Raw genomic sequence first — 13,831 nt, forward strand, 5'->3', positions numbered from 1 at the left:
TTACCCATACATAGATATGCCTGAAGTGTTGAAGATCCTCTAAAAAATAATATTGTATGCAAATTAGGAATAATTGGGAGTACTGAAATTTAGAGGGTTAGAAACTAATTTGAAAAACATTAATTGGTTTCATCCATGATTAGCTTTTAGGAATATCTATTTTTCTACATGAATTAACGAGAAAGGATGCCACATAAACAACACTATTGTTGGTTAAATTAAAATTAAAAACAAGTAAAATTGATTTATATATGGCAAGATGATTCAAATCTTGAAATCAGACACGGCATACTGATCTATTTATATTTTATAAAATAGTTAGAGATCTCCACTGCAGAGCTGATTACATTGACAACAAAAACAGAAATATCAAGAATTATCCGAAAGCATTGTAATGAGTGTTATGGACGGTCTCACAGTGTAGATGAATGCAGAGGTAGTCCTGTATGTTCACTACATAAATATCGCTTAGGGGTGTGTAGAGGGACTACAAAGACAGAACTATTGAAAACGATTAGACAGCATTGTCTTCTATGTGGAGGATCACCTAAAGAAGTATCCCACTGTTCATCTTTGGTGACACCAGCTGAAATAAAATGTGTATTACATCCTTTCCGATTTGGTAAAGATCCAAATCCAAATATCGGCAATCAAAAACGTGGAACCCACTTAAATGATTTTTACGGGAGAAATTGAAAATACTCCATTACGATTCTATGAATAGAAGGATGCAGCTATCGAATATTAGATGAATATGGGTGCGGCAACAGACATATTTCGACTCTACACTGGTTGTTTTTCCCAAAATTCCTACTTTTTTGTATCTTTTTCCTCCAATTGTGGATAAGAAATCAGATATATTGGACAAAACAGCAAAAATAAAGATAATATTGCAAAATACTTATATATGAAACCTTAATCGTTTTGACATATATATTATTGAAGAGATGTAATTCTAAATAATATCTTCTTTTTGACACTTTTACCACAATCTGTAGCTGAAAGTGTTTCGATTACATTTAATTTACCACGGAATGGTTAACAAATGAAAAGAGTATTTGAAAATATCGATGATTTTGGAACGATAGTAAAAATAAGAGCATTCGACCTGCAAGATTACAATATTGATGAGATATGTTTAAAGACAAAAAAAGGCCATCTTTTTGAATCGCTCTTCTATTATGGAAAATGGATGGATAGAGGGTATAGATCAAAGAAAGATGCACAAATCCACCTATATGAAATGCTGACAGTATACACCAGAGATATTTACCAGGTTGAGAGGATGTTTTCAAAATCTGCACTTTGCAGTGAAAAATGGAAAAAATGTTCTGCATATAGGGAAGAAATCAGGAATGCCGCACTTGAACGAACAAATCAAAAACTGAACGAACCAAGCTGGATTAACTGCAATTTTACTGAAGAGATTGTTTGGAGTTGAATCATTCTAGTAATAGAACTAGTTTGAAGTTGTTTCGCCTTGTAGTACTAGAGATGTTAAATATAAAATTCAATATCAGCACTTCTGAAGAGGTGCAGTGTTATTAGAATATGTTTTGAAATTAATATCTACATCCGCTTTTCAAGTTGTAGAATATTGAAATCTAATTATTAAATATAAGACTCAGTGCCATCAATAAAAAGAATCAATGCACTGGGAATGGAGTTTATTAGTATGTCTGAAGTAATTGAAAATAAAGAAATTTCCGTATCGTCTGAAGAACAAAGTATTTCTGCTCCAAAGGTGGAAATCGAAAATATTCCACAGGAATTAAAAGAACCACATCAATGGGTATTGTGGAAATCTGAGCAAAGTGAAAGTGGTAAACCTAAAAAGGTTCCATATTCTACCAGAGGCCACAAAGCAAGCCCTACAAATTCCAAAACATGGGATAGCTTTGATTCGGTAGTTTCAGTTTACGAAGAAAACCCAGGCAAATATGCTGGCATAGGCTTTGTCTTCTCAAAAAACGATTCTTTCGTTGGAATCGATTGGGATAATGTTAGGGATGCTTCATCCGACAAGTGGGACCAATCAATACTACTTGAAATTGGAAGATTAAACACATATTCGGAGATATCGCCCAGTGGTACAGGTGCACATGCAATTTTAATAGGTGAGTTGGACCCAAATGGCATGCATCGATCTGGAAATCGTGAAATCTATGAGGATGGTAGGTTCTTCACTTTTACTGGCAACGTTATTGAGGGAATGCCTCTTGAAATTAACGAAGACAGCAGGAGTCTTGAATTCATTCAGGAAAAGGTCGGCTATAAAACCACTCAGAGTTCTTCAGAGGAATTCTGGAATAACAACACAAACGAAATCGATGAAATTATATCAAGATGCGAAAGTTCAGCAAGTAAAGCCAAATTTAAATCTTTATTCTATGATGGAAATCTGAAAGACTATAATGGTGACCATTCCCGTGCTGACATAGCACTTTGCGATATTTTGGCATACTACACTCAAGATGAAAAGTTAATAGACCACATCTTCAAGCAATCTGCATTATATAGGGAAAAATGGGACAGAGCTGACTACTCACATCGTACTATCAGAAATGCTATTGATTTCATTGATTCAAAGAGGAACTGGGAAGATTATAAGGCTCCACATGGATACAACATCAATGAAAGAGGTCTTTTCAAAAACAACTTTGAATCAGGGAATGGGCAGCGTATCTGTCGTACGCCTATAGTCATATCAGGAATAGGTGAAGATTTAGATAATGATGAATGTTGGTATCAGGTTACTTTTAAGGATCCTACTGGGAAAACTAAACAGGAATATATGAAACAGGATAAGCTGATGAAAAAATCAGGCGTTATGGAAATTTCTAATAGAGGAGTCTTAATTACTGAGAAAAAAGCGAATGATCTTTGTGAATACTTTGTGGATTCAATTGCAGAAATTGCTCCTAAACTTGAAAAGAAACCTTTTGTGCGAAATAATGGATGGAAACGTGATAATGAAGCATTTGCTATTGGTGAAAGGTTGCACACAAAAGATGAGGTAACTAAAGCAGTGCAAATAAATGCTAAAAAGACTGCTGGCCTAAATCCAAAAGGTAGCCTTGAAAATTGGATAGATGCTGTTAAAGGAGTAATCATTTTCCCTGACATCCGCTTGAAATGCTATACTGCTCTTTCAAGTCTCCTGTTAAGGGCAGTGAACGCTGATTCTTTCTTCCTGGACCACTCTGGCAACACAACTGCTGGAAAAAGCTTTGGGGTGCAGGTTGCTATAAGCATGCTTGGTGATCCAAAAGCTTTGAAACTGGCAGGAAACTCTACTGCAACCTACCTAGAAGGGCGTGCAACGATGTTCAATGATTTGCCCCTGTTTATCGATGAAACAAGTCTTGTAGATGCAGATCAGCTTTCAAGAGTTATTTACCAGATTACAAATGAAACTGGTAAAGGAAGAGGAAACACAGATGGTAGCATTCAAGATTTAAATGAATGGAAAACAGTAGGGATGTCTACAGGTGAAAAATCAATCGTAGATCATAATGGTTTTAGTGGACAAGAAGTGAGAGTTATCAAAATTCATGATGATTTACCATACATGAAAGAACAAGTGGACTACACAAAAAAGGTTCTCAAAAACAATTATGGTCATGTGATTGATTATTTTATTAGGAACATGTTTGAAAACATGGAGAATCTAGAACCAAAATATGAAGGATATATCAGCACTTTTACCACAGGAAAATCAAAAACTGCTGACCGATTGGCAAATTCATTTGCTGTAATAGCGGTTGCTGGTGAGTTGCTTGAAGAGGTATTCAAAGAGATTGGTATTGAACCAGTGGATAGTACAGAATTGGTTCAGCAGTATTTCAATAAATGTGTATTAGACAAACCAATTGAACTGTACGGCATTAAAGCACTGAGGATAGCAAATGACTGGATAGAATCTAACAGGTTCAACTTCATTGAGGATAACGATCAGGAATCATTTAGAGGCGATAAAATATACGGATGGGTGGACAGTAAAGGATACTTTGATATTATTCCATCTGAACTTGAAAAGGAATTGGTTCAACATGGAATCAAATATACCGACGTACGTGATGATTGGATAAAATGGAATGTTATGATTGTCAGCAAAGGCAGGAACGATTATAGGGCAAACCATACTGACGCTGCTGGTAAATCAAGCCGTCCTTCTGTCTGTAGAATCGATATTGAAAAAATACATCATCTGTTGGAGAACGGTTTGGAATAAATGTCACACTGTCACTATAGTCACAGTGGTTTTTTTTATTTAGTCGTTTATTATTTCATAAATTTGATACTACTAACCAAAATAATTACATAAACACTAACACTGTGACTATTGAGACAACTGTGACAAAAAACAAGTTAATTAGAATTCATTTCATCAAACACGGGAGTAACGATGTATCCATCATCCATGTTTCCAAAGACTTTACACTTCTCGGGGTGTGCCCAGTAATAAATAAGCAACATACGCACAGAAAACAGCATCCAGAATATCTTCATATTGCTTCAATTTTGATTTAGTCAGCTTTTCTACATCCACAGAAAGAAGATCAACTGGCAAATCTAAAGCGGGCTTTGCTTTGCTAAGCATCTGGAGATGCTTTTTATATTTTTTAAATCCTTCTATTCTCCTTTCACGTTCCCTTTTCTTATAATCGAGAATTTTATCTAGATTAAACAGGACAACAGTAGCAGGATGAGGATATACTTCAAAGAACTTTCTTGTATCTTCATAATGCTGGATACAAAAATCATGTTTGAAGTTGTGGTTTTCCAGACATTTACTTAGGTCGTTACCACGAACAGACCCATACATATTTAAAATATTTGTAATACTTGCAGGACGTGCGTTTGCATCATATTTCCAGAAGGTACTATTCAATTCTTTTTCAGCATTGCGCATTCCTTCTTCGTTTGGGACAACAAGTGGAATGTCTATTGCTATTAATGCATTATCTTCATGCACATTATTGTTGATGAATTCCAAGACATCTCCATTAGAAAAAACAGTACTTTTATTATAAAGTGTAGCTTTTTCGGAATCGCCTTTTATTATTGCGATACCTGAACCTTCTTTGGTGTTGTAGGACCATGCCAAGTCCACGCCTATAAAGTACATACAATTAAGATTAGATACATCTCATATAGTTTATACGTTCAGTATAATTAATTAGAGACTGCTAGTAGTATTTATCAAGTTACCAACTAATAAGAAAACGCTAAGTATGTACCCTGTATAATTGCCAGGGTGCCTCTTTATATTAAAAATCATTTTTAGTTTTATAGGGGGTAATAGCACAAAAATCAGTTTCAAGGTAACTATAGGAAGAAAATATGCCATTCAAGCACATATAACTACCATACCTGCACCACCATAATGCGTTCTTGCAATATTTTGGCAAATAGTTATTCTATCTCTTTCATTAGATTACTACAAACATCTACAACAGCTTGCTTGTATTCTTAAAATCATTGAAGGTTTTGGCATATTCTGAGGAAACCACATTATATTCCCCTTTGTCATCGATATCAATGAAAAGATGTGAGTCATCAAAGCCTGCAAATATACGGTATGTTTCACCATTCCATATGGGATGGTCCACCCTATTGATTCAGTTAATATTCCAGACGTATACTCTTTGTCACAGATAGTTATCTCTTAGATAGAGAAGAAGAAATAGTATACAAACAATGTTTTCAAAGATTAGATAGCATCCAAATGATACAAAAATTCAATTAAGCATAAGTTTATTTTTTTGTATCATTCTTAGTATTGCCAATTACACCTTTAACATCAACCATTGTTTGGATATAATCAATATAATTTTTAAATGCAAGATTCTGAACCTCAAATAAGTCTGCCAATAATTTCCTATTTTCAGCAGATTCAAGTTGAAGTTTTGATATTTGGTCATCTTTTATTTCGAATTGTTTATCCTTGGCAGCCAATTGCTGATCTTTTATAAGTATCTGATCCGTTAAAATTGAAATTTGAGATTTGAGGACCGATACAAATTCACTGTCTTCCTCACCACGTAAGTACTTTTCAAGTAACATTGTAATTACAGCACTAGGTGATTCTTTTCTTATATTTAGTTCCTCACGTTGCCACCGTGGAACTCTTGCATTAAGTTGAACGGTATCATTCCTATTATCCATGTATTTTAAAATAGCTTTTAAGTATATTAAAATATCTATTTGATAGTAATTTATATCATAATAATATCATTTAGTATCTATAGCTATTAAATAGTAGAAATCACAACTTTAATGCATGAGTAGCAATAAGAATAACGAAGTAGAAATGATCTTTGATATTCAGAAAGATCTTGCTGAGAAGTTGGAAAATAGTAGATTTGGTAAAGACTATACATTAGGAAAGCTGATTGAAACACATGTTGAATATAAGAATGAATCAAATGAAGTTTTGTATTCTATCTGCACAGGTTTGGGTCTAGAACTTGAAGAAATAAATAAAAAACTGCCTAGTGTACAAGGGAACGAAAAAGAGAAATTATACGATAGACTTGAAGAACTAGACATCAAATGCAATATTATAATAAAAGTTATAAGAGATAGACAGCAGTAGTCTTTTATGTTCCTTTCAATTAGTTACCTATTTTTCTTTATTGTAGAAAACTGCTGAACCACTTATACTCACTGAAAGACTATTACTTTTCTCTATATATCTTTGAAATCACTAGATTTAACATAAAGATCATGGATAATCAAAAGTTATATAACTATTATACAACCATTCTGAATAAGAAGGTAATAGTTGATGAAATCCATAGGCAAATCCAAAATAACAAAGCTTAGTCCTAAAAAGAATATTACATATCCATTAATCAGGTTGCCACCGTCATGCACAGATTTAATAGGAGAAACGGCCCATATTTTTGAAACCAAGTACAATGGCAAGACTTTATTCATCTTATCCCTGGAAGAAGACTTTGATGGTGAACTTCAAGTTATACAACCCAGAAGTAGTTCAGACGTCGAATCAAGACTTGAATCCTTAGAAAAACAGCTTTCACTCTTACAAGAAACAATATCAGCAGAAAAGAAGAATTGTGGTGGGCCCGATGAGATTCGAACTCATGACCCCCGCCGTGTAAAGGCGATGTCATAACCGGCTAGACCACGGGCCCATTGTTTTGCGAATAAAGTTGTTCGGTGGCGCTTTCGCCCTCGAGCAACCCCTAAATGTAACTAGTGGTATATAACCTTTTTTGATGGATGAGCTGGAAACCCAGACAAAACAGTGAATAATACATGAAAATCCGGCAAAAATCTCAAAATATAGCGGACTTGAAAAGTATCCTTTAAAAACAAAAGGACAAATTCAATCATTATAATTGCCGCAAGTGCCGGGTTTAGGATAACCTGATGACTTGCCCGTCATCTCAGTGATCTCAATCTTAATTATAGCAGTTTTACTTAGAACTTCATCCGGATAAGAATCATTCATCTCTCCTGCATACTTAGCCATTAGCAAGTTAAGAACCTTCATCTTATCTTCAGAATCTGTAATCATACTAGCATTTCCCCATCCAATGATGCTATAATACTTCATACTCCAGCCGCAGCTTGTAGGAGCAGGTGAGACCTCAGTCTTATACTCCATTTCAAAACAAACAAGGGGATTCTCAGCCATCATATCAAGCTTCATACCTTCTCTTGCTGCATGCAGGTAAAGAGCATTATCGTGGTATGTAAAATTCATTGGCACAACATAGGGAACATTGTTCCTGCACATGCCAATCCTGCAGATAATAGCATCACTGAGAATCGTCTGTAACATATCTCCATCAATTATCTGTTTCTCAGGTCTTCTCATTAAACATCCTCTGCTAAACTAAACATCATCCAGTGGGAAATTAGAACTAACCATTTTCTTCACTTCATCAAGCCATTCAAGACGTTTATTTTCAGAACTGCCAGCTATTGTCCTGAACATCCTGCGGTGGAAATCAGTAACCCCGCAAAAATCAAAAATACAGTCTTTCCATATTCGCTCAAGGGGGTCACCAAAAACTGTATTTTCCCTTTCCTCCGGCGTGTTAGAAGTATTGAATACAATGGCAGTCCTTGCTTTCAGTAAGCCCATGGGTAGTCCCGAACCATCATCATCCTCTGCAAATCTGTAAGCTACATTTTCCCTGAGTACACGGTCGACCCATCCCTTGAGTATTGCAGGAGGCTGCCCCCACCAGTTAGGATGAACAACGATTATACCATCAGCTTCTGTAATTTCAGAGCAGTGGATTCTGACGAGAGAATCATCCGAACTATCTGTAACCAGCTCCTCACCCTGAAGAATCGGATCAAAACCTTCCTTGTGCAGGTCATGGAAAAAAACCTCATGTCCACTGGCACACAATGTCTCAACAACCGTGCTCGCAATCGCATGGTTGAAACTTTTTTCATATGGATGCCCTAGTATTACTGAAATATTCATAATGAACAACCTGCTTATTAATGTGCCAGCATCTGGATAAAAACTAATACCAGAATTACACCAGATAATCAACAACAACCCTGTTATCGTTGATCTTTCCGACAAACTCTGCAACCTTCACATGCTCAGGATGTGCCTGGTATGTCTTAAGAGCAGCCTCATCCTTAAACTCGGAATACAGGGTTACATCATAAGCAGCATCTGAAGGAATAGCATTAATTCCTACTTCAATAAAGTCGATCTCAGGTACAACGCCTTTAAGAGCCTCAAGCTTCTGCTTCATAAGTTTTGCATTCTCTTCCTTGCTGTTGCCTTCTGCACTTTCCTTCAATTTCCACATAACTATATGTTTTAACATGGGATTTCCTCGATTCAGGAAAGGAGAACATCGGTTTTATGCTTAACCATAGAAGGAAGAAATTATGAGAAAAAGCTAATAGATGCCTGATACGTATAAATAATAACAAAGTAAAATAGGGCACTATAATGGCTCACGACACAAGTGATGAAGACGAGGACTATGAAATAGAGGTCGTTGAGGAATACATAGGAGATTACGGAAGTGTCCGCTCCATAGTACGTGAAGCGTTACCATTTGAGCTCATGGCAACAATAGGAGGAGTAATATCCGGCCTGATCCTTTCAGGCATGAGCAATGAACTGGAACTCATTCCCGGACTTATTGTGATAACACCGGCAGTACTGGGAATGAGAGGAAATATTTCATGTACCCTGGGTTCCCGCCTTGGAAGCGCCATACACATGGGTCTTATCACAAAAATAGACCGCAATCCTGAGCTCATAAACAATGTCTCAGGCTCACTTCTCCTAAGTTTTATCATGTCGGCCATACTTGGAATTGCCGGCCACTTCATAACCATTGCACTTGGAATGCAAAGTGCAGGTGCGATTACCCTAACACTTATCGCAGTCCTGGCAGGAGTTTCTTCCGGGCTTCTTCTTTCAGTAGTTGCAGTGTTGCTTGCTCTGGGAATGTTCCGTTTCGGATTTGACCCTGACAATGTCGTAACACCTGCTATTGCCACCATTGGTGACATAGTATCCATGATAATGATCTTCATGGCTGCAAAGGTGGTGCTTATGATATGAGTTACTACACTGTCAAAGGCATAGTTGGAAGAGGATTCCCAATCCTTCTGGTAACATCCATCATAGGAATATTTTCAGGCCAGATACTTAACATCGAAATCGACAAAATAGTATCAATGCCGATCATCCTGGTGCTAATCCCGGCACTTATCAAAATCGGAGGAGACACTGGCAGTATGCTTGGAGCAAGACTTTCCTCATCCTTCCACATGGGTCTTGGAAGTCACCTGCACAGGAACCCGGTTGTCAGGAACAGTGTCTACGCTGCTCTCATAGTAGGTCTGACAGCATGTGTTTTTGTCAGTATCACTGTATGGATAACCGGAATGCTATTTGATATGAACATCGCATTCCTAACACTTCTGACACTTTGCCTTTTAGCAGGCACATTTGAACTACTGGCAGTTTTTTCAGCCACCATAGCCATTGCATTTGCGTCTCATAGGTTCGGAGTTGACCCTGATGACACCGTAATACCACTTATCGCCACACTTGGTGATCTGATAGGAGTCAGCGGCATTTTCATGGCCATGCATATCCTGAACCTGATATAAATATAACTATAATAAAGATAAAAACCAATTAAAAAGCAAGAATATAATGAACGGTAGAAACTTATGAGTCCCAAGGAAATTAGGTATATTCCACGTAATCTCAAGGACCTCCTGATAGAGATGAAGGATACATCCGAACTCATGGTGGACCTGGCATACTCGGCCATGGTCTATGATGACGAGGATATTGCGGAAGAGGTTATTCGCCTCGAAGAAAAGATGGATACACTTGACTATCACATGAAGATTGCTGCAATGCTCAGCACAAGAAGGGTTGAGGAAGCAGAGGAGATGTCTGGTGTGCTTCAGGTTGCTCGTGCATCTGAAAACATCGCAAATGCTGCAGGCGACATTGCCCAGATAGTTGTCAGGGATGTAGGTATTCCCATGGAGCTTAAACTGGCAATGAGAGAAGCTGAGGAAACCATCACAAGAGCAACAGTAAGTGAAGATTCAAAACTTGCAGGTATGAACCTGGAAGATATTGAACTTGACACCGAGGCAGGAATGTGGATCATCGCAATACGCCGCAATGATGAGTGGATATACGATCCAAACCATGCGACCCGTATAAGACCGGATGATGTCCTTTTTGCAAGAGGACATGATGAAGGTGTACCTCTTTTTATGGAGCTTGTGACAAACCGCAAATATGTACCAAGGACAATGGAACATGAGAGGTTCCTGATTGACCTTGAAAGAGCTGTTGATATCATCGTTGAAATGAAGAACATGGGAGAGCTTTCAGTAGGACTTGCATACTCTGCCCTGCTTTTCAACAATGAGGACATTGCCCACGAAGTAAAAGCCCTTGAATCTGAAATGGATAGCATGAAGCATGAACTCCAGCATTGGGTTCTGGAAACTGCAAAGCACGTACCTGATGTTAATATTCTCCGTGGCCTGCTTCAACTTGCAAACTCCGCAGAAGCTATTTCAGATGCAGCATACACAATTGCAGATACTGTGCTAAGAGACATCGACCTGCACCCGATCATCACGATTGCTGTCAGGGAATCCGATGAGGTTATAACAAAACTTGTAGTTCAGGAATGTTCACCCATAATTGAGAAGACATTCGGTCAGTTGAAACTGGAAACCGAAACAGGTGTGCATGTTATGGCTATCAAAAGAGAGGACAGGTGGGTTTACAGACCTAATAAGAGAACTGTAGTAAAAGCCGGTGACATCCTTATAGCAAGAGGTTCGCACACAGGGGAAGAAGCATTATTCGAGATGTGTGCCTGTCCCTTTGAGGGTGAAGAATAAAAAATAATTAAGACTAATAAAATTGAATAAAACCTGATCTGAAAAGATCAGGCTATTATTTCTACGGAACCATCTTTCTTTCCGATGTAGACTTCATCCACATTGGTAAAGATACCGTGTTCCACAATTCCGGCAATCTGTGAGAGAAGTGCTGATGTTACCACAGGGTTCTCAATTACACCGAAACTTGCATCGATAACGAAGTTACCGTTATCTGTTATTACAGGACCATCCTTTCTGGCTGCAAGACGAAGTTCAGGTTTTCCACCTATCCTGAGTACCTGCTGTGAAACATACTCCTTTGCATATGGGAGTACCTCAAGAGGCACATAGTGGTTGAGCTGCTCACTGTATTTTGATTCGTCAGCAACTATTACAAAACGCTCTGCAGAGCGTGAAACAACCTTCTCGCGTGTATGTGCTGCACCGCCGCCCTTGATAACATTAAGACCTGAATCGATCTGGTCTGCACCGTCAATGGCGATGTCAAGGTTTGGATGTTCTGCAAGTGATGTAAGTGTGATTCCTGCCTGAATTGCAAGCATCTCAGACTGGTATGATGTTACAACTGCAATGATGTCGAGACCTTCGTCAACGCGCCTGCCAAGCTCGGATATTGTATAGGCTGTGGTGGAGCCGGTACCAAGACCGACAACCATTCCATCCTGCACAAGGTCTGCTGCTGCAATTCCTGCAGCTTTCTTCTCAGGACTTTCTCCTGTTGGATTCCTTTCTTTCATGAGTTTTAACTCCTAAAAGAATTATGGGGAAAGTCTGCGCCTGTCCCTTGGGAAGAGTACGACATCACGGATATTCTCAGTACCCAGCATGGTCATGACAAGTCTTTCACAACCGATACCCCATCCTGCGTGTGGTGGCATACCGTATCTGAAAGCCTTTAGATAGAACTCGAATCCATCAGGGTCAAGACCCTGTGACTCGATCCTCTCGATGAGAAGTTCAGGAATGTGGATACGCTGTGCACCGGATGAGAGTTCCATTGTCCTGTGCATCATGTCGAATCCCTTTGACAGAATCGGGTTATCCTCGTATGGCATCGCATAGAATGGCTTGATCTCGGTTGGCCAGTCGATGATAAAGTAATGCGATTCCCCTGTTTCCTTGAATACATATTCACCGATTGCGTGTTCGGCAGCTGTACCAAGGTCATCTCCCCAGTTAAGCATCTCATCTGTGTTTGCGTTGACGATCTCAATAGCCTCGTCGTAGGTGACTCTCTTGAATGGCACCTGTGGAACCTTAAGTTCAACATCAAGCACTGCAAGTGAATCGGATGCATTCTCTATTACCTGCTCATAGACGTAAGCAACCATTTCCTCAAGAACTTCCATTACATCGAAGTGGTCACAGAAACTTGCCTCGATATCAATGGATGTTGCTTCGTTAAGGTGTCTGCGGGTGTCGTGTTCTTCTGCCCTGAAAATAGGACCGATCTCAAATACCCTGTCAAGTCCTCCTGACATGAGAATCTGCTTGAAGAGCTGAGGACTCTGGTTAAGGAAAGCCTCCCTGTCAAAGTATGTGATCGGGAAGAGTGATGTTCCACCCTCTGTTGCTGTTGCTACAACCTTAGGACTGGAAGTCTCAATGAAACCGTTGTCTGTAAGATAGCCCCTGACTGCCTTGAGGACTTCGTGCCTTACCTTGAATATTGCTGTTGTTCTCTCACGTCTGAGGTCAATGAACCTTGAATCAAGACGGGTGTCAAGTTCAGCTTCTACCTTTCCGGTTGTGTCCATTGGAAGTGGTGAGTCTGCCTCGTTGAGAAGTGTGATCTCATCAGGAATAAGCTCATAACCGTTTGGTGCCTTTCCTTCCGGCTTTACACTTCCTGTAATTGAAACCACAGATTCCCTCACAAGCTTTCTTGCCTGCTCCAGAAGTTCTGGGTCTGTCTTCTTTTTTACCAGTGTGATCTGGGATCTGCCTGTACGGTCCCTGACCACAACAAAACAAATTCCACCAAGGTCACGGACCTCGTGAACCCATCCTGCCACGGTAACCTTCTGGTCACCAAGTTCCTCGGGTTTGATCTGTGACGCATAGTGTGTCCTGAGATTTGCTAATGTCATAATATTCACCTGATTAATGTAATTATATAATAGACTGATTTGCTTCAATAGCTAATTTATTCGTTATAAAGGTTGCCAAAACAATGATTCATAAAATGTTTTACTATTGTAAGTGTAAAGACAATTAATTATTAAATGTATCCAAGACTTTGCTTAAATTTTGTTGAACTTTTTTCTATGTATTGATTCATATCTTAGTCTTATATTAAACCAAACCAAAAGTGACCATTTCTTGAAATAGTAAAACCACAAAACAGTTAGCCTTTTAAATTAAACATGCATTCAGTTTAACTAATGGCCATAATGCATATATAGTTAGTAAAAGAATTGTG

General features: G+C 38.5%; 14 protein-coding genes and 1 tRNA gene. 6 read left to right on the forward strand and 9 right to left on the reverse strand.

Going from position 1 to position 13,831, the window contains the following annotated elements; translation table 11 throughout:
• The first annotated feature begins 1,045 nt into the window (after nt 1-1,045).
• Together BLP52_RS08595 and BLP52_RS08600 are read left to right on the forward strand one after the other, a co-directional pair.
• Nucleotides 1,046-1,441 carry a hypothetical protein gene (locus BLP52_RS08595; RefSeq protein ID WP_091710076.1) on the forward strand — a complete coding sequence of 132 codons (396 nt, stop codon included), beginning with the start codon at nt 1,046-1,048 and terminating at the stop codon, nt 1,439-1,441.
• Nucleotides 1,442-1,675: 234 nt separating this feature from the next.
• Entirely contained in the window at nt 1,676-4,234 is a 2,559-nt protein-coding gene (locus BLP52_RS08600) for a phage NrS-1 polymerase family protein (protein ID WP_162272962.1), read from the forward strand.
• Between the two features lie 204 nt (nt 4,235-4,438).
• Here BLP52_RS08600 and BLP52_RS08605 read toward each other — a convergent pair whose 3' ends face one another.
• The 3 genes from BLP52_RS08605 to BLP52_RS08610 all read right to left on the reverse strand — a co-directional run bounded on the left by BLP52_RS08605 (nt 4,439) and on the right by BLP52_RS08610 (nt 6,171).
• Complete coding sequence (locus BLP52_RS08605; protein ID WP_091710078.1) at nt 4,439-5,131, reverse strand: DUF429 domain-containing protein; 693 nt, start codon at nt 5,129-5,131, stop codon at nt 4,439-4,441.
• A gap of 322 nt (nt 5,132-5,453) precedes the next feature.
• Nucleotides 5,454-5,615, reverse strand: a complete 162-nt coding sequence (locus tag BLP52_RS14380; RefSeq protein WP_154717823.1) for a hypothetical protein — start codon at nt 5,613-5,615, stop codon at nt 5,454-5,456.
• A gap of 145 nt (nt 5,616-5,760) precedes the next feature.
• Nucleotides 5,761-6,171, reverse strand: coding sequence for a hypothetical protein (locus tag BLP52_RS08610; RefSeq protein WP_091710079.1), 411 nt, complete (start codon nt 6,169-6,171; stop codon nt 5,761-5,763).
• A 115-nt stretch (nt 6,172-6,286) separates the two neighbouring features.
• Here BLP52_RS08610 and BLP52_RS08615 point away from each other — a divergent pair, with 115 nt between their 5' ends.
• Nucleotides 6,287-6,601 carry a hypothetical protein gene (locus tag BLP52_RS08615; protein WP_091710080.1) on the forward strand — a complete coding sequence of 105 codons (315 nt, stop codon included), beginning with the start codon at nt 6,287-6,289 and terminating at the stop codon, nt 6,599-6,601.
• Nucleotides 6,602-7,086: 485 nt separating this feature from the next.
• Here BLP52_RS08615 and BLP52_RS08625 read toward each other — a convergent pair.
• The 4 genes from BLP52_RS08625 to BLP52_RS08640 all read right to left on the reverse strand — a co-directional run bounded on the left by BLP52_RS08625 (nt 7,087) and on the right by BLP52_RS08640 (nt 8,831).
• A tRNA-Val gene (locus BLP52_RS08625) sits at nt 7,087-7,163 on the reverse strand.
• A 194-nt stretch (nt 7,164-7,357) separates the two neighbouring features.
• Nucleotides 7,358-7,852, reverse strand: coding sequence for a pyridoxamine 5'-phosphate oxidase family protein (locus BLP52_RS08630; protein ID WP_091710082.1), 495 nt, complete (start codon nt 7,850-7,852; stop codon nt 7,358-7,360).
• 18 nt (nt 7,853-7,870) lie between these two features.
• On the reverse strand, nt 7,871-8,473 hold the full coding sequence (locus BLP52_RS08635; protein ID WP_091710083.1) for an NAD(P)H-dependent oxidoreductase: 603 nt from the start codon (nt 8,471-8,473) through the stop codon (nt 7,871-7,873).
• Nucleotides 8,474-8,528: 55 nt separating this feature from the next.
• On the reverse strand, nt 8,529-8,831 hold the full coding sequence (locus BLP52_RS08640; RefSeq protein WP_091710084.1) for a Dabb family protein: 303 nt from the start codon (nt 8,829-8,831) through the stop codon (nt 8,529-8,531).
• 128 nt (nt 8,832-8,959) lie between these two features.
• On the opposite strand from BLP52_RS08640, the gene BLP52_RS08645 reads away from it, so the two are divergent.
• The 3 genes from BLP52_RS08645 to BLP52_RS08655 all read left to right on the forward strand — a co-directional run bounded on the left by BLP52_RS08645 (nt 8,960) and on the right by BLP52_RS08655 (nt 11,406).
• Nucleotides 8,960-9,583, forward strand: a complete 624-nt coding sequence (locus tag BLP52_RS08645; protein WP_091710085.1) for a magnesium transporter — start codon at nt 8,960-8,962, stop codon at nt 9,581-9,583.
• Entirely contained in the window at nt 9,580-10,137 is a 558-nt protein-coding gene (locus BLP52_RS08650; RefSeq protein WP_202905752.1) for a magnesium transporter, read from the forward strand. The genes BLP52_RS08645 and BLP52_RS08650 overlap by 4 nt, the downstream gene beginning before the upstream one ends.
• Before the next feature lie 63 nt (nt 10,138-10,200).
• A complete protein-coding gene (locus BLP52_RS08655) occupies nt 10,201-11,406 on the forward strand; it encodes a potassium channel family protein (RefSeq protein ID WP_091710086.1) in 1,206 nt (401 codons plus the stop codon).
• Nucleotides 11,407-11,453: 47 nt separating this feature from the next.
• Here BLP52_RS08655 and rpiA read toward each other — a convergent pair whose 3' ends face one another.
• Together rpiA and aspS are read right to left on the reverse strand one after the other, a co-directional pair.
• The gene (gene rpiA, locus BLP52_RS08660) at nt 11,454-12,146 is read right to left on the reverse strand and encodes a ribose-5-phosphate isomerase RpiA (RefSeq protein ID WP_091710087.1); all 693 of its coding nucleotides are present in this window, start codon (nt 12,144-12,146) and stop codon (nt 11,454-11,456) included.
• 21 nt (nt 12,147-12,167) lie between these two features.
• Entirely contained in the window at nt 12,168-13,499 is a 1,332-nt protein-coding gene (aspS, locus tag BLP52_RS08665; RefSeq protein WP_091710088.1) for an aspartate--tRNA(Asn) ligase, read from the reverse strand.
• Nucleotides 13,500-13,831 lie beyond the last annotated feature (332 nt).

This window comes from Methanolobus vulcani (genome assembly GCF_900100715.1).
Taxonomy (GTDB): domain Archaea; phylum Halobacteriota; class Methanosarcinia; order Methanosarcinales; family Methanosarcinaceae; genus Methanolobus; species Methanolobus vulcani.